At 67.6% G+C, this 25,938-nt stretch carries 17 protein-coding genes and 1 pseudogene; 1 reads left to right on the top strand and 17 read right to left on the bottom strand.

The features are described 5' to 3' along the window. Window positions 1-36: 36 nt before the first annotated feature. From D1409_RS14965 to D1409_RS14915, 11 genes are all read right to left on the bottom strand, one after another. Window positions 37-606, bottom strand: coding sequence for a DoxX family protein (locus D1409_RS14965; RefSeq protein ID WP_123537796.1), 570 nt, complete (start codon window positions 604-606; stop codon window positions 37-39). A gap of 164 nt (window positions 607-770) precedes the next feature. Then, the gene (locus D1409_RS14960; RefSeq protein ID WP_123537795.1) at window positions 771-2,561 is read right to left on the bottom strand and encodes a glycoside hydrolase family 5 protein; all 1,791 of its coding nucleotides are present in this window, start codon (window positions 2,559-2,561) and stop codon (window positions 771-773) included. Window positions 2,562-2,691: 130 nt separating this feature from the next. After that, window positions 2,692-4,545 (bottom strand): hypothetical protein, encoded by a 1,854-nt coding sequence (locus D1409_RS14955; protein ID WP_123537794.1) that lies wholly within the window; start codon window positions 4,543-4,545, stop codon window positions 2,692-2,694. Between the two features lie 155 nt (window positions 4,546-4,700). Then, window positions 4,701-6,314 carry a cellulase family glycosylhydrolase gene (locus D1409_RS25680; RefSeq protein WP_123537793.1) on the bottom strand — a complete coding sequence of 538 codons (1,614 nt, stop codon included), beginning with the start codon at window positions 6,312-6,314 and terminating at the stop codon, window positions 4,701-4,703. 40 nt (window positions 6,315-6,354) lie between these two features. Continuing rightward, window positions 6,355-8,997 (bottom strand): endo-1,4-beta-xylanase, encoded by a 2,643-nt coding sequence (locus D1409_RS14945; protein ID WP_123537792.1) that lies wholly within the window; start codon window positions 8,995-8,997, stop codon window positions 6,355-6,357. Window positions 8,998-9,035: 38 nt separating this feature from the next. Then, window positions 9,036-12,023, bottom strand: coding sequence for a fibronectin type III domain-containing protein (locus D1409_RS14940; protein ID WP_235853569.1), 2,988 nt, complete (start codon window positions 12,021-12,023; stop codon window positions 9,036-9,038). Window positions 12,024-12,044: 21 nt separating this feature from the next. Further along, complete coding sequence (locus D1409_RS14935; RefSeq protein WP_123537876.1) at window positions 12,045-13,517, bottom strand: GH12 family glycosyl hydrolase domain-containing protein; 1,473 nt, start codon at window positions 13,515-13,517, stop codon at window positions 12,045-12,047. 141 nt (window positions 13,518-13,658) lie between these two features. Next, entirely contained in the window at window positions 13,659-14,096 is a 438-nt protein-coding gene (locus D1409_RS14930) for a fibronectin type III domain-containing protein (protein WP_123537790.1), read from the bottom strand. Window positions 14,097-14,216: 120 nt separating this feature from the next. Then, window positions 14,217-16,235 carry a cellulase family glycosylhydrolase gene (locus tag D1409_RS14925; protein WP_123537789.1) on the bottom strand — a complete coding sequence of 673 codons (2,019 nt, stop codon included), beginning with the start codon at window positions 16,233-16,235 and terminating at the stop codon, window positions 14,217-14,219. Between the two features lie 30 nt (window positions 16,236-16,265). Beyond that, entirely contained in the window at window positions 16,266-18,173 is a 1,908-nt protein-coding gene (locus D1409_RS14920) for a cellulase family glycosylhydrolase (RefSeq protein ID WP_123537788.1), read from the bottom strand. A 401-nt stretch (window positions 18,174-18,574) separates the two neighbouring features. Further along, window positions 18,575-19,645 (bottom strand): TrmB family transcriptional regulator, encoded by a 1,071-nt coding sequence (locus D1409_RS14915; RefSeq protein ID WP_123537787.1) that lies wholly within the window; start codon window positions 19,643-19,645, stop codon window positions 18,575-18,577. A gap of 247 nt (window positions 19,646-19,892) precedes the next feature. Between D1409_RS14915 and D1409_RS14910 the strand changes: the two genes are divergently transcribed. Then, window positions 19,893-20,483 carry a 50S ribosomal protein L15e gene (locus D1409_RS14910; protein WP_123537786.1) on the top strand — a complete coding sequence of 197 codons (591 nt, stop codon included), beginning with the start codon at window positions 19,893-19,895 and terminating at the stop codon, window positions 20,481-20,483. 114 nt (window positions 20,484-20,597) lie between these two features. Here the strand turns inward: D1409_RS14910 and D1409_RS14905 are convergent, their stop codons facing one another. The 6 genes and pseudogenes from D1409_RS14905 to D1409_RS14880 all read right to left on the bottom strand — a co-directional run bounded on the left by D1409_RS14905 (window position 20,598) and on the right by D1409_RS14880 (window position 25,934). Next, the gene (locus D1409_RS14905) at window positions 20,598-21,578 is read right to left on the bottom strand and encodes a phytoene/squalene synthase family protein (RefSeq protein WP_123537785.1); all 981 of its coding nucleotides are present in this window, start codon (window positions 21,576-21,578) and stop codon (window positions 20,598-20,600) included. A gap of 247 nt (window positions 21,579-21,825) precedes the next feature. Further along, on the bottom strand, window positions 21,826-22,062 hold the full coding sequence (locus D1409_RS24615; RefSeq protein ID WP_164471709.1) for a hypothetical protein: 237 nt from the start codon (window positions 22,060-22,062) through the stop codon (window positions 21,826-21,828). A gap of 331 nt (window positions 22,063-22,393) precedes the next feature. Continuing rightward, window positions 22,394-23,713 (bottom strand): annotated as a pseudogene (locus tag D1409_RS14895) (RNB domain-containing ribonuclease); the annotation flags it as partial. 77 nt (window positions 23,714-23,790) lie between these two features. Then, window positions 23,791-24,087 carry a DUF7562 family protein gene (locus tag D1409_RS14890; protein ID WP_123537784.1) on the bottom strand — a complete coding sequence of 99 codons (297 nt, stop codon included), beginning with the start codon at window positions 24,085-24,087 and terminating at the stop codon, window positions 23,791-23,793. 93 nt (window positions 24,088-24,180) lie between these two features. Then, complete coding sequence (locus D1409_RS14885; protein ID WP_123537783.1) at window positions 24,181-24,609, bottom strand: DUF2267 domain-containing protein; 429 nt, start codon at window positions 24,607-24,609, stop codon at window positions 24,181-24,183. Between the two features lie 65 nt (window positions 24,610-24,674). Further along, window positions 24,675-25,934 (bottom strand): hypothetical protein, encoded by a 1,260-nt coding sequence (locus D1409_RS14880; RefSeq protein WP_123537782.1) that lies wholly within the window; start codon window positions 25,932-25,934, stop codon window positions 24,675-24,677. Window positions 25,935-25,938: the final 4 nt, after the last annotated feature.

Here is a 25,938-nt window from a genome sequence, read left to right as displayed (position 1 = left end):
AACTCGGAAAATAGCGGTGCGGAAACGTCCTCGACCTCAGCCGAGGACGTACTCGAGTCGCGGGTAGCGCTCGATCAGCGCTTCACCGTCGATTTCGTACCGCTCGATCAGTGCGTCCAGCCCGAGTATCCGGCCGGCGCCGAAGGCGGCGACGGCGAGGAACACGAGCATGTACGCGAAGTCCCCGTTGATGAGGCCGTGTTCGATGCTCCAGTTCCCGAAGTAGAACATGAGCATCATGAGCGCGCCGAAGAACGCCGCGAGGCGAACGAGCGCGCCGACGAGCAGGCCCAGTCCGATGAGCAGCTCGCCCCACGGGACCGCGACGTTCGCGAACTCGACGAACCACGGCGTCGACCCCATCCAGGCGAACACGCCGGCCAGGGGGTTGCCGTTCGCCGCCGCGCTGTGGGTCAGGTACCCGCCCGCGCTGAACGGTTCCGCCGCGGTGATCTTCGAAACCCCGGAGTACAGGAACGCGTAGCCCATCATGAGGCGAAGCGCGAGGACGAACCACGCACTCAGGCTGTGTGCCTTCCCCTGCACCGTGAGACCGCCGACTCTGCTCTCGAACTCGTTCACTCTCGACTTCGTCGTGGTTGCCATTTGTATCTCCTCTATCTATAGAGACGACTGACGAGAGGATATACCAGTACTACTGTTCCCGCCTTTCGAGAAGCGGTCTCCGAACGTGAGAATCGCCCGGTCGAATTTAGCTATTTTCTCCCGCGTGCGCGCGAAAGCGAGCGACCGCGAGGGCGAAGCCGCCCTTACTCCAGTCGAACGCTCTCGATCTCGAGCGTGCTACTGCCGCCCTGCCAGAAGTTCAGACGGAGCGACAGCGACGACGACGACCGGTCGACGCCGGCCGACTCCATGTCGATGGTCACGTCTCCGGCGCTCGTCCCGATCGGATCGCTCGTCACGTCGGCGAGCATCCCGCTCGCGCCGCCCATGCTGAACTGTATCTCCGACTCCTCGCCGCCGCTGGCGCCGCTGACCCGCAGGACCAAGATCGAATACTCCTCGACCGACCGATTGATCTGCTCCTGGTACCAGCCGCCGTTGTCGTACTCGAGGACGAGGGCGCCGTCCTCGACTTCGCCGCTCCCGTTCTCGAACGAGCCGGCCCCGCACCACTGACCCAGATCGTTCCGGTTTCTCGACCACGCCGGGTCGCCGTCGTAGTCGTTGACCACCATCGCGTCCGCCGGCGGGGTGGCCGTCGGCGTCGGTTCGTCCGTCGGTGTGGGAGTCGGTTCGTCGGTCGGCGTGGGAGTCGGTTCGTCGGTCGGCGTGGGAGTCGGTTCGTCGGTCGACGTGGGCGTCGGCGTCGCGGTGCTGGCGACGGTCGTCTGGGCGTCCGTGTCAGTCTCCACGTCGCCCGACGGTACGTCGTCGTCGCGGTGTGCGGCGAGTTCGTCCCGCCAGAACTCGCCGTACTCCTTGATCGACCAGTCGTGGTCGAGCATCGCCGGTGACCACTTGCTGTCGAAACACCAGACCTGCCAGTGGACGTCGTGGTTCGCGAAGAACTCGACGAACTGCTCGCCCTCGACATCGGCGGTGCCCGTGAGGTAGTTCGCGCCGTTCTCGCCCCAGCCGAACTCCGTCACGAACACCGGCACCTCTTCGGCCGGTTCGCCGAAGTACTTCGAGAGCGGCCGGAGGTTCTCGTGGGCGTACACGTGGCCGGTGTACGCGAGGTTGTCGCCGTCGAACTCGTTTCGCGGCGCCTGGTAGGTCCACTGGCTCCAGCGCGGCGATCCGACGAGGATCAGGTTCCGCGGGGCGTGATCGCGGATCGTGTCGACCCACGGCTGGGCCGCCTCCTTCCACGTGTTCCACGTCTCGATGGCCTCGTCGTCGTCCGGCGCGACGTCCACGTTCGGCTCGTAGTGGCCCTGGAAGGGGTGGATCGGCTCGTTGTACACCTCGAAGAGGACGTTCGAGTCCTCGGCGAACTCCGGGGCCACCGTCTCCCAGAACATCGTCAACTCGTCGTCGATCCCCTCGCTGTCGTAGGCGTGTTCGTCGTCCTCGCCGCGGTGGCGGTGGTAGTCGACGATGCAGTAGACGTTCCGCTCCGCGCAGACGTCGACGGCCGGCCGAAGGTGATTCTCGACGTAACTCTCCAGTTGGCTCCTGTCGAAGCCGGGAACCGGCGGGATGGAGCCGGTGCCGTGGTCGCCGACGTCGACGGGCTGGACGGGCAGCCGGATTATCCGCGAGTACCAGCTGTCGTCCTCGTTCGTCGCGCGCGCGATGGTCTCGTCGGCGTCCGGTCGGAAGTCCTTCGTGTCCATCCGCTTGGGGTCGGGAACGTTGACCCCGCGGAGGAGCACCTTGTTGTCGCTCGGGTCCCTGATGAGGTTCCCGTCGCGGTGGAGCCACGGCGTCGGGATGCCGTCGGCTGCGGCGCTCCCGGTGACGCCGAGGCCGAGCGCCGTCGCGGCGCCCGCGCCCGCGGCGGCCCGCAGGAACCCCCGCCGAGAGGCGGTGCTCGCGCGACCGGTAGTCGATTCGTCAGTCGGTTCGCTCGTCGTGTCGTCGTGTGACATCTGTATAAATTGTCGCTGGTCGGAGCGCCACCCGCGACTCGGGTACCGCCGCCGAGGCCCCAATGCGGTCGAGGCGGACGGCCGCGCGGTTCGGTCGGCGGGTGCCGCTCCGGGTCGGGCCGGGGCCCCGTCAGTTGGGGACCCGGTACTTCAGGTCGATCGCGTCGATGACGTCGTCGTTCCTGTCCAGGTCCGTCTCGATCTCGACGTGCAGGGAGTCGAGCATCGTGTCGACGAGGTCCTGGCGCTCGGCGCTGGTCGACCACGCGCTCCCGTCGCGCGGCGTCCCGATCTCCATGGCGACGCTCTGACCGGGGTAGATCGTCCGCATGTGGTAGGGCTCGTCGTGGTTGGCCAGGCGGACCGCGTACACCGACATGTCGTCGTAGTCGGGGTGGTTCACCTCGATCACGTCGCGCTGGGGGTGGCCCAGCGACGCGCTCGGGCGGTGTGGGTTGTTCCAGTGTCCGTCCGAGAGGTTCCCGGCGTCGCCGGACGGACCCAGCCACCAGATGACCGCGGCGTCCTGGAAGTACGGCACCGCGCTGGTGTTTTTCAGCTTGATGTACTGGTTGAGGTACCCGCCGCCGGTCTCGTGGATGCGGATCTCCGCCTCCATCGGCGCGTTCGCGGTGAAACCGTCACCGCCGAGCGAATCGCCCGTCACCGGGTCGACTTTGTCCGTGGCGGCGTCGAGCACCGGGTTGTCCGGGTTGTCGTAGACGGAGTCCGGCAGCGACCCGGAACTGCCCCACTCGCGGCTGTCGTCGTACTCGGGCTGGTCGTGGGCGCGGTCGCGCACGCGGACCTCGTCGGGCTGGTAGGTCCGCGCGTCCGTCGGCCAGCGGTCCTGGATCAGCTGGTCCGGGTCGTTGGTCGCCGCCGTCGGGCCGGCCGTCTCGTCCCAGACCGTCGACGGTTCGTCGTGCGTGCCGGGGTCCTCCTCCTCGTCGGGCAACAGCGCCAGCCGCGGGAGCAGCTTGACCGTCGCGTGCGCGGGGAAGTCCTCCTCGGCGAGCTGTTTCACGTAGGGGAGCGCCTGCGTGCCGAGCTCCCCGAGCGTCAGCGACCCGTCTCCGACGTTGCTCTCGACCGCGCTCACGTCGTAGTCGAACTCCTCGGCCTTCTGGGAGTCGGTCCACTCCTGGTTCTTCGACCCGGTCTCGCCGGGCAGGTAGTCGAGGAAGCTCCGCGGGACGTAGTACGGGTCGTCGAAGTGCTCGTACAGCTCCGCGACCGTGGTGCTCTCGGTGATCTCCGACGCGGACGGGAGCGTGTCGGGTTCCGGCGGCCGGTCCGGGAAGGGCACGTCCCAGTCCGCGCCGCCACCCGGCTCGTCGGTCGGCTCGTCAGTGGGTTCGTCCGTGGGTTCGTCCGTCGGCTCGTCGGTCGGCTCGTCCGTCGGTGGAACTGTCGTCGGCGTCTGCTCGTCGGTGGGCTCGTCCGTCGGCGTTCCGCCCACGTCGTCGGGGTCGCCGGTGATGGCGATCCGGTCGAACTCGACTGCGCCCGACGCGCCCTGCCAGTAGTTCATCCGCACGGCCTGCGGGTTCTCCAGGTCGGCGCCGGCCGCTTCGAGGTCTATCGTCACCGTCGACCACTCCGTCCCGATACTGTCGTCGGTCAGCTCCGAGAGGAGCGCCTCCGTCCCGCCGATCTTCATTCGGAAGTCCGACTCCTCGCCGCCCTCGTCCCCCCGAACGCGGAGCGTGAGGTACTGGTAGTCCGTGATCGCCTGCGAGACGTTGCTCGCGAACCAGCCGGCGTTGTCGTACTCCAGTCTGAGCGCGCCGTCGGAGACCTCGCCGTCGCCGTTCTCGAAACTCCCGGCACCGGCCCAGTTCCCGAGGTCGTTCGACCCGGGATAGTTGCCACCGTCGAACTCGTGGACGACCATCGCCGACTCCTGCCCCAGGACTGTCGACGCCAGCCCCAGGCTACCGAATGCGATTCCCCCTTTCAGGAACGTTCGTCTATCGACCATTGCAGATTACACGTACACCTGATAAATTATAAAATTAACGAATAGTAAAAATAAGTTTTCGATACGCAAACCTCGCCGGACAGGAACTACGGCCGGATCTGCGAACTCGACGCGTCGGGCAGACGCGTCCGAAGGGGTACGGGTGTGAGCGTGCCCTACTCGAGGCGCACCTCCTCGATCTCGAGCGTGCTACTGCCGCCCTGCCAGAAGTTCAGGCGGACGGACGGCGACGACCGGTCGATCCCGGCCGCCTCCATGTCGATACGCACGTCGGACGCGCTCGTCCCCACGGAGTCGTCGGTGACGTTCGAGAGCACGGTGCGGACGCCGCCCATGCCGAACAGCACTTCGTCCTCTTCGCCGCCGTTCGCGCCGCTGAGCCGGAGGACGACGGTCGAGTAGTCGCTCACGTCCCGGAGTATCTGCTCCTGGTACCAGCCGCCGTTGTCGTACTCGAGGACGAGCGCACCGTCCTGCACTTCGCCGTCGCCGTTCTCGAACGAACCGGCCCCGCACCACCGGCCCAGGTCGTTGCGGTGGGACGACCACGCCGGGTCGCCGTCGTAGTCGTTCACCACCATCGCGTCCGTCGGCGTCGAATCGGGGGTAGACGTCGGTTCGTCCGTCGGTTCCGGGGTCGGCTCGTCGGTGGGCTCCGGTGTCGGCTCGTCGGTGGGCTCGTCGGTCGGTTCAGGGGTCGGCTCGTCGGTGGAGTCGTCCGTCGTCGGAGTCGTCCGCGTCTGGTTGCTCCCGAGCTTCTCGTAGACGACGCTGAAGTAGTCGCTGGTCGTGTACGAGTCGGCGCTGCAGTCGTCGCCCCAGTAGGGGTCGGCCATGTTCATCGGGTCGTCCGAGCCGTCGCCGTTCCAGGCCCAGCCGATGACCGGCCAGCCCAGGTCGCTGGCGTAGTCGACGATGGCGGACCAGTCGGCGCCGCTGCTGTTGGCGTAGTTGCCGAACTCGCCGATCATGCACGGATACTCCGACTCGTCGAGGACGTCGAGGTCCTCGGGCACGAGCGACTGCCCAGTCGTCGCGTTGTACGCGCTGGGGTAGACGTGCGCGGAGAGGATCAGGTCGTCGTCGTCGATCATCTCGGCGGCGTCGGCGAGCCGGTAGGTCCCCTGCCCCCAGCCGGGAGCGTCGCAGACGATCGGTCCAGAGTAGCTCGTCTGCTCGCGGACCGTGCTGATCGCCTCGTTGTACGCCGACGCGTACTCCTCGGCCGAGACCTGGTGGTTCCCCCACTCGTTCATCATGTTGACGGTGAACGAGGTGTCCTGCGAGAGGGTCTCGTAGTGCTCGGCCCAGAAGTCGGCCGCGTTCTGGAGCGCCGAGGCCTCGGCCGACCCGTTGTCCGGGTAGTGGTGGTACGTGGCGATCACGTCCAGCCCGGCCGCCGCGGCCTCGTCGATCCAGCGCTTGGCGTCCTCGACGGTAGTGACGACCTCGTCGAAGGAGAACGGCTCGATCTCGATGCGAACCGTCTCGATGTCGGGGTAGTCCGTCATCAGGTCGTACCCCAGCTCCTGGTCGCCGCTACAGAAGTACGACGGCTGGAGGTTCACCCCGTCGCCGAAGGAGGCGCCCGTCGCGGTCGACACCTGCGCGCCGAGCGTGCCCAGAGCGCCGAGCGCGACCCCCCCGCCGACCGCCTGCAGGACGGTCCGTCGCTCCGGTGAGGGGAGTCGGCCCGTGTCGCCGTCGGCCGCCGCGTCGCGTGGCTGTTCGTCGTCTCGTTCCGTTCGTGGCGTGTCGTTTGACGTCATTGGTGTGGGATGTCCGTCGTCTGTGAGTGGTCGATGTCGATCACGAGACCGTGATCGTGGCTTCGTCGGTGGTGGTAGCGCCCTCGTTGTTCGTCGCGGTCAGCGTGACCGTGTACGACCCCGCCGACTCGTAGCTGTGCTCCGCCCACCAGCCGGTGGCAGTCCCGCCGTCGCCGAACTCCCATTCCAGCGAGTCGATCCAGTTGTCGCTGTCGGTCGTGTCCGTCACGTCGAAGGTGACCCGCTCGCCGACCGACGCCTCCGTCGTGCTGGGGTTCATCTCCGCGATCAGATTGCCGTTCCCGGAGCCGTCAGAGCCGTCGCTCCCGTCCGAACCGTCACTGCCGTCCGAACCGTCGGAACCGCTCCCGGAGCCGTCACCGCCGAAACTGATGCGATCGATCTCGACGGCGCCGGAGGCGCCCTGCCAGAAGTTCAGTCGAACGGACTGGGGATTCTGCAGGTCCGCGCCCATCGCCTCGAGGTCGACCGACACCGTCGAGTAACTCGTTCCGATGGTGTCGTCGGTGACGTCGGCGAGCAGGTCGGTCGCGCCGCCGATCTGGAGGGTGAAGTCGCTCTCCTCGCCGCCGGAGTCACCGCGGACCCGGAAGTGCAGGGTCGGCCGGTCCGCCACCGACTGCGTGACGTTCGACCCCATCCAGCCGGCGTTGTCGTACTCCAGCCTGAGCGCGCCGTCGGAGACCTCGCCCGCGCCGTTCTGGAAGGAGCCCCCGTCCGCCCAGTTCCCGAGGTCGTTCGACCCGGGGTAGTTGCCGCCGTCGAACTCGTGGACGACGAGGCCGTCACCGGTGGACTCGTCGCTGTCGTCGGAGTCGTCGTCGGACTGGTCCGTGGTCGCCGACACCGTCGCCGTGTCGGACTCGTTGCCCGCGCCGTCGACCGCCGAGACGGCGACGTCGTAGCTCGTGTCGGCGGACAGTCCCTCGACGGTCGCGGTCGTCATGCCGGCGCCGACCGTCTGGTCCTGCGACCCGTCGACGTACACGACGTACTGGTCCAGCCCCGAGGTGCCGTTGTCCTCCGAGGCGTCCCACGAGACGGTGATCGTCGAGTCGGTGGTCGAGGTCGCCGAGAGGTTCGACGGCGTCGTCGGGGGCTGCGTATCGACCTCTCCGCCGTCGCCGTCGACGGTGACGGTCACCGTCGTCGTCCCCGACGGGTCCGTCAGCTCGGCCGTCGTCGTCGTCGTCGAGTCGCTGTCCGTGCTGACGGTGATCTCGTGTTCGCCGAGGTAGCCGCTCGTGGAGTAGGTGCCCGAGTCGTCGGTGGTGCCGCTGTCGTTGGTCCACCACTCGTCGTAGACGAGCCCGGTCCACACGTCGTAGGCCGGCTTCTGCGACCAGTCCTGGAAGAACAGGGGCGCCTCGTTCTCCCAGTGGCGGCCGTCCCAGAAGCCCCACATGATGAAGTCGTCGACGCCCGGGTGCGAGAACGCGCCCTTGAGGTAGTTCTCCATCACGTCGGCGCGCTCCTCCTGGCCGTTCCAGTCGTCGCCGTTGTACATGTCGAACTCGGTGATCTTGACGCGGGCGCCCAGATCTGCCCACTTGTTGATCTCCTCGGCGACCTGACTGGCACTGATCCGGCCGTCCGGGTTGTCGTTCGTGTTGAACTCGCCCGTCCGCGCGGCCGCGTGGGCCTGCAGTCCGACCGTGTCCAGCTGGACGGCGTTGTCGTTGAGGTGCTGGATCTCCGTCCGGTAGCGCTGGTCGGTGTAGTCGTAGGGGAACTGGTTGAAGTCGTTGACCGCGATGCCGACGTCGAGGTCGTTCTCCTCGATGACGGCCTCGGCCTGGTCGTACCAGTCGGCGAGCAGGTCCGAGGTCCACGGGACGACGTCCCCGGTCCACGGCTCGTCGGTGTCGATCTGGTCGCCGTACACACCCAGTTGTAGCTGGTAGGTGTGCATCGCCTCGTTGACGACCTCCCACTCGGTCATGTCCTCGCCGTAGTGGGTGATGATGTCCTCGATGTGCTGCATCGACCGCTCGCGGATCGTCTGCTCGTCCCCGTTGTCGATGGCCGTCTGGATGTCCGAGGGGATCGCCGCCACGTCCTCGCGGCCCCAGATGCAGACGTGCCCGCGCACGTCGAGGCCCTGGTCCAGTATCCACTCGGTCGCCTGGTCGGCCAGTCCCTGCTCGTTCTCCCAGAAGTCCCACTTGTGGCGGTTCTCCAGCACCGCCTTGTTGAACAGTTCCGGGATGTACTCGCGGTAGTTGTCGCCCTCGCTGGAGCTGTTTATCAGCGTGTTCGCGTTGACCGCCGTCCCGAAGCCGAAGTCGTGCTCCCGCATCTCCACCGAGACCTCGGCGCCGGAGACCGCGCTCCCGTCCGAGTTCTCGACGACGACCTCGAGGTCCCCCGTGCGGTGCTCCTCGATGCGCTCGTCGACCGTCTTCGACGTGTCGGCCGTCTCCGCGGCCGCGCTCCCGGTCGCGGCGCTCCCGAGCCCCGCCATCGCCGCCGCGGCCGCCATCGCCTGCATGTAGTCCCGGCGGTCCATGGAGGCGAGGCCGTCCTCGGGCACGTCCTCGGCGTCCAGGACCTCTGTCTCGACCGCCGTCGCCGGGTCGAGGTCGGCCGACTCCTCAGTCGATCCGTCGGCCGCTGTCTGGTCGGCTGTCGATTCCGCGTCGTCGTGTGTGTCGTCTGTCATCGTTCCGTGTGTGCCGTTTTCGCGTCCGGTCGTCCGTCCTATTCGAGCTGGATCTCGTCGATCCGGAGTGTGCTACTACCGCCCTGCCAGAAGTTCAGCCGCACCGAGAGGTCCCCCGCAGAGCGGTCGATCCCCGCCGATTCCATGTCGACGCGCACGTCCGACACGCTCGTCCCCACCGAGTCGTCGGTGACGTTCGAGAGCACGGTGCGGACGCCGCCCATGTCGAACAGTACCTCGTCCTCTTCGCCCCCGTTCGCACCGCTCACACGGAAGACGAGGTCGGAGTACGCCTCGACCGACTGGTTGATCTGCTCCTGGAACCAGCCGCCGTTGTCGTACTCCAGAACCAGTGCGCCGCCATCGACTTCGCCGCCGCCGTTCTCGAAGGAACCGGCCCCGCACCACTGACCGAGGTCGTTCCGGTGGGACGACCACGCCGGGTCGCCGTCGTAGTCGTTCACCACCATCGCCTCGGTCGGTGTCCCGTCGCCGGAGTCGTCGCCGTCGTCGGACTGGTCGGTCGTCGCCGTGACGGTCGCGGCCGACGACTCGTTGCCCGCGCCGTCGACCGCCGAGACCGCGACGTCGTAGCTCGTGTCGGCGGACAGGCCGTCGACTGTCGCAGACGTGGTGTCGGCGCCGACCGTCTGGTCCTGCGATCCGTCGACGTACACGACGTAGTGGTCGAGGCCGCTGCCGCCCTCGTCGGTGGCCGCGTCCCAGGAGACGGTCACCGAATCGGTCGTCGCCTCGGTCACCGACAGGTTCGACGGCGTCACGGGCGCCATCGAGTCGCCGTCGTCGATCTGGTCGGTCCGTGCCGTGACGGTGACGACCGCCGACTCGTTGCCCGCGCCGTCGACCGCCGAGACGCCGACCTCGTAGCTGGTGTCGGCCGCGAGGTCCGCGACCGTCGCCGTCGTCGTGCCGGTAGCCACGGTCTGGTCCTGCGACCCGTCGACGTACACGACGTAGTGGTCGAGGCCGCTGCCGCCCTCGTCGGTGGCCGCGTCCCACGACAGGTCGAGCGACGAGGGAGTCGTCCCCGACACCGACAGGTCCGAGGGGGCCGACGGCGCCTGCTGGTCGCCGTCGTCGCTCGCCTCGCCGAACTGCAGCCAGTCGAGGTTCCAGGCGCCCGATTCGGCGGTGACTCGGAGGACGTGTTCGCCCTCGGGCAGGCTCACGTCGCCGACGCGGATCTCCTGCCAGTTCGACCAGCCGCCGGTCTGCCAGACGTCCTGCGTCGCGATCGTCTCGCCGTCGACGTCGATCCGGAGGCTACCGCCGCCGCCCTCGCCGGCCGCGACGTTGACGGTGGCCGTGCGCGACCCCGCGGACTCGACCTGGACGGTGTACTCCAGCCACTCGCCGGTGTCGATGTAGCCGACGTTGTAGCCCGACTCCGCCGACGTGCCGATGTCGACGGCCGTGTCGCGGTACGAGGCGCCGCCCTGGTTCGAGGGGGTCGTGTCGTGGTAGGAGATCCCCTCGCCGCCCTCGTCGAAGTCCTCCGCCTGCACCCGGCCGGGCAGCGTGTGCGGGCCGTTGTAGGCGGACTGCTGGGCGTCGGTCGCGATCGTCTCGGCGACGACCGTCGCGGGGTCGGACTCGTTGCCCGCGTCGTCCACCGCGGTGACCGCGATCTCGTAGGTCGTCGCCGGGTCGAGGTCGGACACCGTCGCCGTCGTCGCCCCGGGGAGCGCCTCCTGGTTCGGTTCGCCGTCGACCGAGAGCGCGTAGTGGGAGAGTCCCGCGTCGCCCTCGTCCGTCACGGCGTCCCACGAGACGTCGACGCTGATCTCCGTCGCCGCCGTCACTGTCAGGTTCGACGGGGTCGGCGGCGCCGTCGAGTCGTCGATCGTGCTGGCCGGGATGCTGTCGTCCTTCCGCTCGTCGAGCCACGACTTGATGTAGCCGCCCATCTGGTCGTCGTCGGTCTTCAGCGTCCACGGCTCGGCCGCGCCGTCGCCCGGGGAGTCGAAGAACGTCGGCGCCCACGAGTCGTCGAAACACCACGAGATCCAGCCCATGTTCTCGTAGCTCTCGGCCCACTCGCTGAACGGCTCGCCCCACCCGGAGGTGGTCCCGTTGTCGACCTGCCCGCCCTCGGGGTCCCAGCCGAACTCGGTCACGACGACCGGCACGTCGTTCGCGGGTTCGCCGTAGTACTGGTCGAACTCCGAGGGCGCCCCGTTGTCGGGGTAGATGTGGGAGGCGTAGATCAGGTTCTCCCCGTCGAAGGGGTACTCCGGCGCCATGTGGGTCACCGACGTCCACCGCGGCGAGCCGATGATGAGCGGCGTCTCGGGCGCGTGCTCGCGGACGAGGTCGACCCACGGCTGGGCCGCGTCGCGCCACGCCTGCCAGGCGCCCTCGTCGTCGCCGTACATCGTCGGCTGGGTCGGCTCGTTGAACAGCTCGAAGATGACGTGCTCGTCGTCGGCGAACTCCGGTGCGACCGCCTCCCAGAACGTCGTCATCACGTCGTCGATGGGCGCGAGGCTGTCGTCGTTCTCCTCGTTGTAGGTGTCCGTCGCGTCCTGCGTGTACGGCCTGATGAGGTGGAAGTCCACCAGCGCGTACACGTCCCGCGAGGCGAGGATGTCGACCGACGGTCGGACGAACTCCTCTATCATCGTGTCGATACCGTAGTAGTCGACGTTGTCCTGCGTGAACGGCAGGCGGACGACGTTCGGGTGCCAGCCCTCGGACTCGTCGGTCGCCCGCCGGAGCACCTCCTCGAAGGACTTGGGATGGGTCCGCCGGTAGAAGGCGGGGTCGGCCGTCGCCATCCCGCGGAGCTGGACCTCGTTGCCCTGCGGGTCGCGGATCCACTTGCCGTCGGTGTGGAGTCGCGGCGTCGGGACGCCCGCGCTCGCCCGTCCGCTGACGAGGGTCCCCGCCGCCGCCGCGCCGATGGTCTTCAGCGCCGTCCGTCTGGTCGTGCCGCCGGTCCCGCGACCGGATTCCGGCTGTCTTTCGCCCGTTCCGTCCGTCGACGTCGAGTCGTTGTGTGTCACCTGAATCCCTCCTGTGTGGTTCTATTCGAGCCGAATCTCGTCGATCTCGAGCGTGCTACTGCCGCCCTGCCAGAAGTTCAGCCGCACCGACGGCGACGACCGGTCGATCCCGGCCGCCTCCATGTCGATACGCACGTCCGACGTGCTCGTCTCGACCGAGTCGCTCGTCAGATCGGCCAGCATCGCCGTCGTCCCGCCCATACTGACCTGCACCTCGTCCTCCTCGCCGCCGTTCGCGCCGCTGACGCTGAAGACGAGGTCGGAGTAGTCGCTCACGTCCCGGTTGATCTGCTCCTGGAACCAGCCGCCGTTGTCGTACTCGAGGACGAGCGCACCGTCCTGCACTTCGCCGCCGCCGTTCTCGAAGGAGCCGGCCCCGCACCACTGCCCGAGGTCGTTCCGGTGGGAGGACCACGCCGGGTCGCCGTCGTAGTCGTTGACCACCATCGAATCGCCGGGACTCCCCTCGTCTCCGTCGTCGGGCGTGTCGGTGGGCGTGTCCGTCGGCGTATCGGTCGGCGTATCGGTGGGCGTGTCGGTCGGCGTGTTAGTCGGCGTGTCGGTCGGCGTCGGCGTCTGATTACCGCCGCCGTCGCTGCCGCTCGAGTACGTCGTGCCGTTGATCGTCACGTCGAACGTGTTGTACGTGGTCTCGCCCGACGAGCCGGCCCAGTACTCGTTGCCGAGTTCGATCCCGGAGAGCCAGAGGTCCTCACGGACGCCGCGTTCGTCGGTGAGGTAGTCGACGATCTCCGACAGGTCGATCTTGCCGCCGTCGTGACCGCCCTGGATGCGGAAGATGAAGAACGTCGCGTCCGTCCCGCCGCCGTCGTATCGCGCCCAGAGGTCGACGGTGTTGCCGTACTGGTCGGTCCAGATCGACTCCTCCACCAGCTGTCCGTGGCTGTGCTGGTCGTTCCAGTCGAGCAGCAACATGATCTCGTACTGGTGGGTCCCGGTCTCCTGGCTCGGCGGCTGCTCCATCAGCCACCACTCCTCGGCCCAGTCCCACTCGCCGCCGGACTCCTCGTAGTCCGCCTCGACGTCGATCACCAGCTCGTCGACGTCCCGCCGCTGGATCGGGAACTCGGCGACGCCGCTGTCCGAGCCCCAGGGTTTGGTACCGACGAGCAGCTCCGGGTAGTTGATCCCGCCGTCGGTCCCGGAGGCGTCGAAGTCGTAGCCGTAGCTGCCGTCCTCGTTCAGCCAGATGCACTGGTCGGCGGCGTCGTTGCCCCAGCGGTTGTCGATCAGCGAGAACCCGTCGGCCACCTCGATGGTGCCGTAGTCGGAGTTGCAGATCTCCTCGACCTTCGCCGCCGTGGCCCGGTTGCCCAGGCCGAGCGCGAGGCCGCCCGCACCCAGCGCCGCGCCGGCCTTGAGGACGCTCCGTCTAGACGTGCCGCGCTGGCTGGACCCGTCGCCGCCCGTGGTCGCGTCGGCTCTCTGTTCGTTCGATTCGTCGGTCCGTCCGTTCGCGTCGTGTGATGTCATCCGTGTGTGCTCCGTCGTTGGTTCGCTGTTGCGTGCGGTCCGTTCCCCCTGTTCGCGCCCCTCGTTCACGTCGCCCGTCGGGCGTCAGTTACCCCCGGTGTCGCCCGACAGCCGGTGAACGGGAGCGGGACGCGCTGCGGATTACTCGGCGCCGGTCTCCCGGACTGCGACGGGATCGGTCGTCACCTCGGTCGTCGCCGGCCGGGACTCGTTGCCTGCGGCGTCGACCGCCGCGACGCCGATGGTGTAGGTCGTGCCGGGCGCCAGATTGGCGACCGCGGCGCGGTTCCTCCCCCGGTCGGCTGCCGCCCGCGTCCGCCCGTCGACCGAGACGGCGTAGTGGTCGACGCGAGCGTCGGAGGCGACGCGGGCCGTCGACCACGAGACCGTGACCGTGACCTCGGTCACGCTCTCGACCGTCAACCCCGTCGGCGCGGGGACGGCAGTCGACAGTTCGCCTGCCGGGCCCCCACCGGCGGGGACGGCGGCGAGATCCGCGTCCTCCCGCCGCGAGGGCGCGTCGAACGCACGGTCACTGCCCGTTCCGTCGCGGTCGTCCGTCCGCTCGTCGTGTGACATGGTTCGTGTGACTCGATGTGTGGGACAGTCCGTTCGGTTCAGCGGCCGGGGACCCCGGTCGAAGGGGTCCAGCGGTGTGGCCGGGTCGCCCGGGTGGACGGGTGGTGTCGCTCGTGTCGCCTACTCCAGGTGGATCTGCTCGAGTTCGAGCGTGCTGGAGCCGCCCTGCCAGAAGTTGAAGCGCACGGACGGCGACGACCGGTCGATCCCGGCCGCCTCCATGTCGACGCGCACTTCGGACGTGCTCGTGCCGATGGAGTCGTCGGTGACGTTCGAGAGCATGGTACGGACACCGCCCATGTCGAACAGCACCTCGTCCTCCTCGCCCCCGTTGGCGCCGCTGATGGTGAACACCAGCGTCGAGTAGTCGGAGACGTCCTGGTTGATCTGCTCCTGGAACCAGCCGCCGTTGTCGTACTCCAGAACCAGTGCACCGTTCTGGACCTCGCCGCCGCCGTTCTCGAAGGAACCGGCCCCGCACCACTGCCCGAGGTCGTTCCGGTGGGACGACCACGCCGGGTCGCCGTCGTAGTCGTTCACCACCATCGCGTCCGCCGGCGGTTCGTCGGTGGGTTCGTCCGTCGGCTCGTCCGTTGGTTCGTCCGTCGGCTCGTCGGTCGGCTCGTCCGTCGGTTCGTCGGTGGGTTCGTCAGTCGGCTCGTCGGTCGGCCGCGACGTCGTGGTCGTCGGCGGCGCCGTCGTGGTCGAGCCGTCCGCCTGTGGCAGGTCGTCGTTGCGGTGCTCTTCGAGGTAGCCCTGCCACCACTGCCCGGGACGGTCCTGGTAGTCGTGGATCTCCCAGTCGCCGTCCTGGCTCTCCTCGTGCTTGAAGAACGCGGGCTCCCAGGTGTGGTCGAAGTTCCAGCAGATCGGGTGGACCGGGTACTCGTCGATGAAGCTCTCGAAGTCGTCGGCGTACTCGTCGGCCGTCCCCTCGAGGAAGCTGAAGTTGTCCTTGCCGCCGCCCTCTGCCCAGCCGAACTCGCTGAAGAACACCGGGACCTCCTCGGCGGGCGTCCCGTAGTACTCGGAGAGCGGGCGCAGGTCGTCGTGGGTGTAGACGTGGCCGGTGTAACAGATGTTGTCGCCCTGGAACTCGTCCTCGGCCGCCCAGTAGGTGTACTGGCTCCACCGGGGCGACCCGATGGTGAGCAGGTTGTCGGCGTGCTCGCGGACCGTGTCGATCCACGGCTGGGCGCGGTCGAGCCACATGTCCCAGTAGCGCTTGGCCTCCTGTGCGGTCACGTCGGTGTCCTGCCCGGCGTCCTCTCCGGCGTTGGGCTCACGGGTGGGCGTCCCCCAGTCGCCGGCGTAGGGGCCGGTCGGCTCGTTGTACACGTCGTAGATGACGTGCGAACGGTCGCTGTAGCGGGGCGCGACGAAGTTCCAGTAGTCGTGGAGCTCCTGGTCGAGTTCCGCCGCGTACTCCTCGGTGTACCCGTCCAGTTCGGAGGCCTGGTCCTCGCTGTTCCAGAGGACACCGCGCTCGCCACAGAAGCCCAGGTCGTCCTCGAACGACTCGTTGCCACACTGGTACTCGCCGATGTCGGCTTCGTTCTGGGGCTGGTGGAAGATCGGGAAGTGGCGATGGTAGTCGAGCATCACGTACAGCCCGTGCTCCTCGGCCGCGTCGATCAGCGGGTCGACGTACGTGGTGAAGTACGTCTCCATGTCCGACTCGTCGAACTGCCCCGGCAGGAGCGGGCCCCAGTCGTCGCCGTGGGGCATGCTGCCGACGCTTCCCGAGCCCGCGTCCGCGATGTCCTGGGGCTGGGTCGGAATGCGGACGATCCGGCTGTGCCAGCCGCCGTCGTTCGACTCGTCGGTGTTGATCGTCTTCTCGAAGACGCCCATGGCGTCCTTGCTGCGCCAGCTCCGCGCGAGACGGGCCGGGTCCGCGATGTTGACACCGCGGAGGATCACCTTGTTACCGCTCGGGTCGCGGACGAGGTTGCCGTCGCGGTGGAGCCACGGGGTGTCGATCCCCTCTGCCGCCACCGACCCCATGATGCTGTTGGCGAAGCCGGCCGTGACCGCCGCCGCGCCCGTCGCCTTCAGGACGCTCCGTCGCGAGAAGCCGCTATCGCCCGTCGAATCGTTCGTCGACTGTTCGGTACCGTGTGTGTCTTTCTTTGACATTGATGTGGTAGGGTGTGGGTAGTTGCGTCGCTATTCGAGGTGGATCTGCTCGAGTTCGAGCGTGCTGGCTCCCCCTTGCCAGAAGTTGAAGCGCACGGACGGCGACGACCGGTCGATCCCGGCCGCCTCCATGTCGACGCGCACTTCGGACGTGCTCGTGCCGATGGAGTCGTCGGTGACGTTCGAGAGCATGGTACGGACACCGCCCATGTCGAACAGCACCTCGTCCTCCTCGCCACCGTTCGCGCCGCTGATGGTGAACACCAGCGTCGAGTAGTCGGAGACGTCCTCGTTGATCTGCTCCTGGAACCAGCCGCCGTTGTCGTACTCGAGGACGAGCGTGCCGCCCTGTTCCTCGCCGCCGCCGTTCTCGAACGAGCCGGCCCCGCACCACTGACCCAGATCGTTCCGGTGGGACGACCAGCCCGGGTCGCCGTCGTAGTCGTCGACGACCATCGCGTCCGCCGGCGGTTCGTCGGTCGGCTCGTCCGTCGGTTCGTCTGTCGGCTCGTCGGTCGGTTCGTCCGTCGGCTCGTCGGTGGGTTCGTCCGTCGGTTCGTCGGTTGGCTCGTCGGTCGGTTCGTCCGTCGGTTCGTCGGTGGGTTCGTCCGTCGGCGGACGCACCGTCCCGTCGCCGGGGATCCCGTCGTTGCGGTACTGTTCGAGGGCGTCCTTGACGTCGTCGCCCATCCCGCCGCTGCCGGTGGTGAGCGACCACTCACACGGCAGGTCCTCACAGGTCTCGGGGATCGTGCCGTTGTACGGGTCGCCGATGGAGTCGTTCACGTTCTCGGCGAACGGCCGGTCGAACATCACCGGGCGCCAGACCGGGTCGGCACACCAGGCGGTCCAGTGGATCGCCTCGCTCTTCTCGAGGAAGTCGAGGAAGGCGGTCCCGAACTCGTCGGTGCCGCCGATGTACTGGCCGCCGCCCTCCTCCCAGCCGAACTCCGTGACGAACAGGGGCGCCTGCTCGTAGACGCCGGCGACGCCCTCGCCGTTGTTCGAGGCGTCCTCCCAGTCCTGGGCCCGGCTGGAGTTGTGACCGGGGTAGATGTGGTACGTGTAGGCGATGTCCTCGCCGTCGAACTCCTCGACGAGGGCGCCCTCCGGGCTCTGCGACCAGCTGGGCGAGCCCATCAGGATGAGGTTGTCGGCGTGGCCGCGGATGGTGTCGACCCACGGCTGGGCCATCTCCAGCCACAGGTCCCAGATGTCGGCGACCCACTGCGTGGTGGTGGGGTCCTCCCACATGCCGGGCTCGGTCGGCTCGTTGTACACCTCGTAGAGGACGTGCGAGTCCTCCGCGTACCGCGGCGCGACGACGTCCCAGAACATGTCGACCTCGTCCTGGAGCTCCGTGTTGACCGGACCGTTCTGGCCCTCGGCCCACATGACGTCGCGGTGGCGGTGATAGTCGATGATACAGTAGACGCCGCGCTCGGCGCACCGCTGGACCACCTCGTCGAGGTGGTTCGTGAGGTAGCTCCGCAGCTGGTCCTCGTCGAACGCCGGTACCGGCGGGCCGGAACCGGGCTCGTACTCGCCGATGTCGACGGGCTGTACCGGGACGCGGATCGTCCGCGGGTACCAGCCGTTGCTCGCGTCGGTGAGCATGTCGATCGTCTGGACGGCGTCTTTCCCACGCGCCGACGCGGTGAGGTTGAGCCGCTTCGGGTCCGCGATGTTGACCCCGCGGAGCGTGACCGTGTTGCCGTCGGGGTCCTTGATCAGGTTGCCGTCGCGGTGGAGCCGGGGTGTCGGGATCCCCGCCGACGCGCTCCCGATGGCCCCTGCCCCGACGCCGAGAGCGATGGCGCCGGCCGCTGCGCTGCCTTTCAGGAAGTTTCGTCTGGACGGTCCCCCGCCGTCCGCGCTCGATTCGTCGGATAGCGATGCCTCTCTTCCCCCATCAGGGGGTTGCTCGTTATTTGCCATGTCGTCCTCCGATACACACCGCGTGGTGTGTAGAACCAACAACGTAAGACCGGTATAAAAAATTTTTCTAGCTCGATAGGTAATGATTTCACGCCATCCCTAAAGTGCCCAATTATTGCACTAGAGAGGCTAAATATTCGTTTTTCGAAACAGCTGACAGTACTTAATAAATCTGGTAAGTCATGGTAATATTTCCAACAAGTAAGGGATGTGAACGGATCGGGGTTGCGAAGATCTGACAGTGAGAAAGGGAGAGTCTCCCGAGATCTGGAGCCCGTGTTCGTTTAAACGAGAGTTAATACAAGTAATTTACATGGAAAATCTATATTCTCTGGTGACACTAGATCGCATCGAGTGTGACGGAGCCGCCCGGGGTTCTCGGTGGTCGTCGCCGGGTGGCGTCAGTCGAGCCACTCGATCGCGTCGACCGTGACGCGGCAGGCCTCGATGTCCTCGAGGAGCGCGCCCCAGCTCCCGACCGAACACCGTCCCTCTGGGGTCCAGAGCGTGATCGCCGCCTGCCCGGAGAGGTCGACGAGCGACGGCGTCTGGTTCGACGTCACCGACGCCGCGGAGTACTGGACGTCGACGAGGACGCCGGAGACCTCCCGGTCCGTCCCGGACTCGGTCTCGGTCCCCCTGACGGTCACCGAGACGACGGCGTCGTCGCGCCAGAGCGGGTAGATGTCCCTGATGAACTCCTCGAGCGAGACGTACACGGGCGACCCCCCTCTGTTGCACGAGACGGTGTCCCACACCGCCCAGAGACACGTCTGGAAGTACCACCGGAAGATGAAGGGCATGATGTCGTCGTCGATGACGACGCCGTACGGGTCCGACATGCGCGTCGTCGGCGCCAGACACGCCTTCGTCCGGTCGACGAGCGCGCAGAACGGCCCCGGGATCGGACGCTCGCGTATCTCGGTGACCACGTCACTGACCGGGTGCTCGGCGAGGTCGATCCCTTCGGCCGGGACGACCGATGCGCGGACGACGACGCCGTCGTCCATCGCCTCGTCCAGCGCGCTCTCGTAGGCGACCAGTTGCTCGTCCGTCAGCGCGAGGTCGACGGACGACTCCGCCTCGCGGATGAGGTCCTCGGCGTGGTCGAGGACCGTCTCCACGCGCTTGGTTACGTTCATCTTACTGTCCCCCAGCGGCGACGCCTCCCAGCGGTCCTCGATCTCGTCCGCGACCGCCGAGATGCGGTCGCTGCGCTCGTGGAGGTCCTGGACGAACTCGGCCGGTTCGCGTGCTCTCGCGTGGAGCGTCTCCCTGTCGAGCGTCTCCACGTACCCCATCTGCTCCAGTTCGTTCAGGACGTCGTATATGCGCGGCACCGGGATCGAGCAGTTCCGAGCCACGTCCACCGCTGGCGACACCCCCATGTCGAGCAGCGTCAGGTACGCCTCGGACTGGTACGTCGTCAACCCCGCGTCTTCGAGTCCACCCAGGAGTTCGTCCTCCTCCATCGTGTCTTAGGCAATTAAATATCGACGTAATATAATATTTGGTCGAACACCTGTCAGATCGGGCGAGTCGAGTTCGGATCGCTTATGAGTGCGACCCGGGAATATCGGCGTAACTCGCTGGACGGTCGGGCACCAGCGGGCACCTGCCTGTGCAGGTCGGGATGTGAGTGTCGAACCACCCGCGCGCCTCGAACGAGGCCCTGCGGGCCTCGCGCTTGAACCACGCAACGCCCGGCGGTGAACACCCATGGCAAAAAGCTTCTACACCTACATCCGGGACGCCTGGAAGGACCCGGACGACGGCAAGCTGGCGGAACTGCAGTGGCAACGAAAACAGGACTGGCGCGACGAGGGCGCGCTCGAGCGTATCGAGCGACCCACCCGCCTCGACCGCGCGCGCTCGCTGGGCTACAAGGCCAAGCAGGGCGTCGTCGTGGTCCGCGCGAGCATCCGCAAGGGCGGCGCTCGCAAGCAGCGATTCACGGCCGGTCGGCGCTCCAAGCGCCAGGGCGTGACCCGGATCACCCGCCGGAAGAACCTCCAGCGCGTCGCCGAGGAGCGCACCACCCGCGTCTACCCGAACCTCCGCGTGCTCAACTCCTACCCGGTCGGGCAGGACGGGAGCCAGAAGTGGTTCGAAGTGATCCTCGTCGACCCCGAGCACCCCGCGATCCAGAACGACGACGACCTCGGCTGGATCTGCGAGTCCCAGCACACCGACCGCGCGCTCCGCGGCCTCACCAGCGCCGGTCGCCGCAACCGCGGCCTCAACAAGCGCGGCAAGGGCTCCGAGCGCACGCGCCCGAGCCTCTCCAGCAACGAGAACCGCGGCCGATAACGTCGCGACTCGCGATTTTTCGCAGCGGACTCGAAAACAGGGAGTGACAACGTCTGCGCGCCGAGAACAGCGGCCCCCGGCGGTACCATCGCCGGACAGTGCCAGGTGGTCAGTTTACGCGGCGTGGCCCGTCACGCCGTCGGTTTCGACGCCTTCGCCCTCGCCACCGCGGGAGACGGCGCTGACCGCGTAGAACGTCGCCTCGGGGTCGCGATGGCGCCGCCAGTGGATCCACGTGCGGACGAGCAAGTAGCCCCGGCGGAGGCGGCCCAGTTCCGGGGTCTCCGTGAGCACGTCGTAGTCCCGGGCGCGGATCAGTCGATGGTGCTCGGCGTAGAACACCGCCGCCAGCAGGACGCCGAACTGACAGTCCGCGGGGAGCAGACGGATGCCCGCGACGCCCTCGCGGTAGAGCCGCTCGGTGCGCTGGAGTTCGTGGCGCATCGCCGAGACGAACCCGTCCGTGACGTTCGCCTCGGCCAGGTCCGACTCGGTGACGCCGTAGCGCTCCAGGGTCTCCCGTGGCACGTAGACGCGGCCGTAGTCGCGGATGTCCTCGCGCACGTCCCGCAGGAAGTTGGTGAGCTGGAACGCCTCGGCGAGGGCCGCCGCGTGGGGCTGTGCCTGTTCGCGGTCGTCCGCTGGCATCTCCATCGCGGCCATCATCATGTTCGCGACCGCGACCGACGAGCCGCGCATGTACGCTTCGAGGTCATCGTAGACTTCGTAGCGGGCGGTCTCGATGTCCTGTATCATGGCGTCGACGAACACCTCGACCTCGCTGTCGCCGATGCCCTTCTGCTCGGCCAGCGACCGGAACGCGGTCAGGACCGCTCGCTCGTCGGCCGAGAGGTCGGCCCCGTCGGTCGATTCGCCCAGCGCGATCGCTCGCATGGCCTCGAGGCGCCGTCGCTGTGCGTCCGGGTCGGGGTCGTCCCGCCGGTCGACGACCTCGTCGGCGATCCGGAAGAACGCGTAGAGGACGTACGTCGCCTCCCGAACCCGCTCGGGCAGGAGTTTCGTCGCGACGTAGAACGTTCGCCCGGTCCGCCGGTGTATCTGCTTGCTCGTGTCGATTTGGTCGCTCCCTGGCATTGTTTGGTACTGGGCCGCCGGTGTGTGCTGGCCGCGCGCCGCCCGTCGCGGGGACCGTCGCTGGCCACGACGCCGGCCGGCCGTCCGTGTAGGTGTGTTCGGGAGATATTTAATAAACAGCCCCCCAAACTAGTGTGGTCTCCCCGGTGCGTCCGGCGAACACACACCCTACCGGCCGATCGAAGCGTACGAAGCAACTGCCGGACGGACCGGTCGTGCGAACGATGCCTCGGAGAATCGGCACTGCCTACCGACCGCGCCCTGGTTCGGGCGGGTTGACGAACAGTCCGTCGGCGACGGCGAGCGCGCCGACGACCGACGCGGCCGCCATGAACGCCGACAGCGGGAACGACGACACGGTCGACCCCACGAGCGCGAACAGGAACGCCGCGGGTATCACCAGTAACAGGAGGTCGTACCGGGAGAGACGGCGGTCGGCAGTACTGTGCCCCAGAGTGCGTCGAGCCCTGTCGCTGGTGGCCATCTGTCCTTCACCTCTCGTTCGTGAGTACGGCAGAATTCCACTAAAATGTTATGCTGATTCACTTCTCCAAACACACGGCGAACACCCTGTGACGGGCTATCGATTATTTCTATATTATTCGCATCGAATACGGAAATACGAGCACGGGGAGAACGCGTCGAAGCGAGTCGCTCGTCGATCGAGACGGCGTGAGCGAGAATAGAGGCTGCGATCCCGTCGGGCGACGCGGCTATTCGCGTTCGGCTGTGTCCGCGTCCGGTTCCTCCCCGTCCGTGTCCGCCTCTTCCGCGTCCGCTTCCTCCTCGTCCGCGTCTGCCTCATCCGCGTCCGCTTCCTCATCGTCCTCGTCGACGACCTCGATACCGCGGTTGTTGACGGCGTGGGCGTCGAGGCCGACCTCTTCGAGGAACTGCTTGTACTCCCGTTCGCACTGCTCGGCGTCTTTCTGCTGGTCCGAGGCGTGCTTGCAGAGCGCCGCGAGCTCTTCCGGCACGTCGTTGGTGGCGACGATCCAGTGGTTGATCAGGTCCGAGAGGCGGCGGATGGGCGAGGTGAAGTGCCCGTAGATCTCGAAGTTCAGGGCGTGGTGGCCGCCGAAGGGGTCGCTCATGTACTTGGCGCGGGGCATGACGAACATCACGGCCCGCTGGATCTTCGAGAGCTGTCGACCGGGCGCCTGTTCGAGCGTCGCGTTGACGGCCTTGCGCGGGTCGTCCCACTTGTCGCCCGGGATCGAGACGCCGCCGAGGTCCTGGATCTCGCGCAGCGCCTTGTCCCACTCGTCCGGCGAGGGCTGGGGGTGGACGCGGTACATCGCCTCGACGCCCCGGTCCCACATGAGTTCGTGCGTGACGGCCTTGTTCGCCTTGAGCATGCACTCCTCGATGATGGTGTGCGCGCGGTCGCGGGCGGGGTTCAGGACGAGCGACCCGTCCTCCTTGCGCTGTTCGTGCATCTGGTCTGCGAGTTCCCAGACGAGTTCCGTCTTCTCCGCCAGGTCGACGTCCGTGTCTTCGAGCAGGTCGTCGGCGCTCTCGGGGTCGTCGAGGATCTCCTCGCACTCGGAGTAGGTGAGCCGCGCGTCCGACTCGATGACGGACTTGTAGATGTCGATGGTCTCGTAGGACAGCGTCTCCGGGTCGAGGTGCATCTCGACGGTGTGGGCCAGTCGGTCCTCGTTGGGGACCAGCGAACACACCGTCTCCGCCAGGATCGGCGGGAGCATGTGGATCGTGTAGTCCGGGAGATAGACGGTGTTGCCCCGCTCGACGGCCTCCTCCCACATCGCCGTCTCTGGATTGACGTAGTGGGTCACGTCGGCGATGTGGACCCAGAGGACGTACTCGTCGTCGCGCTTTTCGACCGAGATGGCGTCGTCGAAGTCCTGCGCGTCGATGGGGTCGGTCGTCCACGTCGTCATGTCCCGCAGGTCGCGGCGCTCGTCGATCTCGTCGGCGATCTCCTGCTGGACGCCCTCGGTCCGGGCCTCGGCCTCGGCCATCACTTCCTCGGGGAACTCGTCGCGGATCTCGAACTTCTCGAACAACTCCTCGCGCTTGTTGGCCAGGTGGCGGGCCATCTCCTCGTCGATCTCGACGGGGCCCTGACCCTCGACGGTCCCGGCCTGGGCCTGTTCGTCCTCGGTAGTCATGTGCTCGGCTATGACGACGGTACGGATAGTCTTTCTGTGGTCAGGCCGGCGAACGCCGACGACCAGCGGTCGGCGCCCTAGCGCTCCTCGACGGAGTCGTGCCGCTCGGCGAGTTCGAGGTACGTCGCGAGAAAGGTCGCCCGGTCGGTCCCGTCGCTGTGCGATTCGACGTCCTCCAGCAAGGCTTCGAGGTCCCCGCGGGGCTGGTGACAGCGGTCCCGGTCGCAGGGCTTGCAGAGGTACTCGAACTCCTTGCCCTGCCGGTCCCAGCGGTCGCCGAACTTGTCGTACTCCCGGGCGTCGGACCGCGAGACGGCGTCACCGCAGGCGATACAGGTGACCTGACTCTGCCCCCGCTTCGAGGAGCGCCACATGTCATCGGCTTCGGACGACGGGCACTTAGCGCTTTTCGCTCCGTATGACGGGCGGCGGACGGCGCTCTCCCCGACAGACCGGGGCCGGGAGTGTCACGCCCCGTCGCTGGCGGCTTCGCGGCTGTCGACCAGTTCGAACAGGCTGTCCCAGCCCTCGTCGGCGGGGAGTTGCGCGCGGACCTGGTCGACCTGTCCCTCGGGCGTGGCTTCGCTGACGACCGCGACGACAGTCCGGGCGTGGTAGGCCACGTCGGCGCGGTCGTCGGGCGCGAGCTGTCTCTCGCGCTCGGCGACGCGGTCGAGAAATTCGTCCCAGTCGAAGCGTTGCCCGTGTTCCGCGACCGCGTCCGTCAGGTAGTAGTCGATCTCCATCGGCAGCGGCCCGGCGAGATCCGTCGCCTCCCCTTCCTGGATGCGCTCCCCCAGCGTCGTCAGCGTCGCCCGTATCGCGCGAACGGTCTCCCCCGTCCCGGGCAATTCGAGGCGGTTCTGGACAGTCCCCGTGAACTCGTCGAAGTTCATGTGTCTCCCCCTGACGGTAGGCCGCAGAGTCACAAAAACGACGGACCGGCATATGACGGGTCCCCTCAGGCTCGCGTCGGTCCCACGGCGTTACGGAGCGCCCACCGGTCCGAAACGGGATCGAGTCGGTGCGGCTCGCTCCCCCGCTCGGTGAGGACCCCCGCGTGGAACAGCATCGCCTTCAGCTGGAAGACGGTCGGCGAGTGATACACCGCGCCGTCGCGGAGCTCCCCCGCGCGCAACTCCCCGTCGTCGGTGAGCACGCGCCCGCGGACCGCCTCGTCTCCCCGCAGGAAGAGTTCGACCGTAAAGGTCGGGTGGAGTTCGTGGAGCCACTCGACGAACTGTTTCAGCGTCGGCGACCGCTCCCCGCCGTCGTGGAGCGCCTGCAGTTCTGTCACCAGTAGTTCGGTCGCGGGGTACGCGTAGACGACGCGCCGGGCGAGCAGTCCCCACCTGGGTGCGATGTCGCAGAAGCGCTTGCGTGAGCGCTTCCAGTCGTCGAACGCGGTGAGCGCGGCGTCGACGCTCCCGTATTCGGCGAGCGCGAAGCGGACGACCTCCTTCCCGAGCGGGGTCAGTTCGGTCCGGTCCGGCTCGACCGAGATCAGATTCAGGAACGCGGCGCCGGTGCGGGCGTCGTCGACCGCGCGGACGACGCGATCGGCGAGGACGGCCTCGGTCTCCCGCTCGTGAGCGACGGCGAGCGGGTAGGCGAGGTAGTTCTTCGGGTGGTTGAGTCCGAAGCTCTTCCCGGCGACGCCCTGGGCGCTCGCCTGGAACCGGATCGTGGTCGCCGCGTCCTCGGTCCGGTTGCCGACGACGCGCGGCGTCTCGACGCCGGTCACCTCCCCCTCGGCCCCCACGGCGAGAACGCCCACGTTGAGCTCTCTCGCCAGCGAGCGGTCGGTCTGGCTGATCGCCGGTTCGGGCGCAGCGAGGAAGGCGACGTTCGCCTCGTCGAGCCGGTCGTGAGCCTGGACGACGCCGCGTTCGACGTCGACACCGCCGCCGTCGGTGTATCCCTTCGCTTCCACGGCGATCAGCGGCGGCTCACCGCCCAGCCGGTCGACACTCAGCAGGTCGTCGTCGAGCGGGCGCACGCCGACCAGATCGGGATACCCCGAGCCGACGCGGACGTGATTGAACGGGGCGAGCGCCTCGCGAACCGCTTCGTCGATGGTCGTCCGGTCGACCCACCGCTCCTGTGCGAACTGCGTGTCGACCACGGCGTAGGCCGCCTCGGCCCCGTCGTCGGGAAAGAGCCGACGCTTCGCGTGTGCGAGCACGTGGGGTTCCGTCAGGTCACCCGCGGTCGTCGCCATGGTA

This window comes from Halosimplex salinum, assembly GCF_003730195.1.
Classification (GTDB): domain Archaea; phylum Halobacteriota; class Halobacteria; order Halobacteriales; family Haloarculaceae; genus Halosimplex; species Halosimplex salinum.
This window is presented reverse-complemented; position numbering and strand designations above follow the sequence as displayed.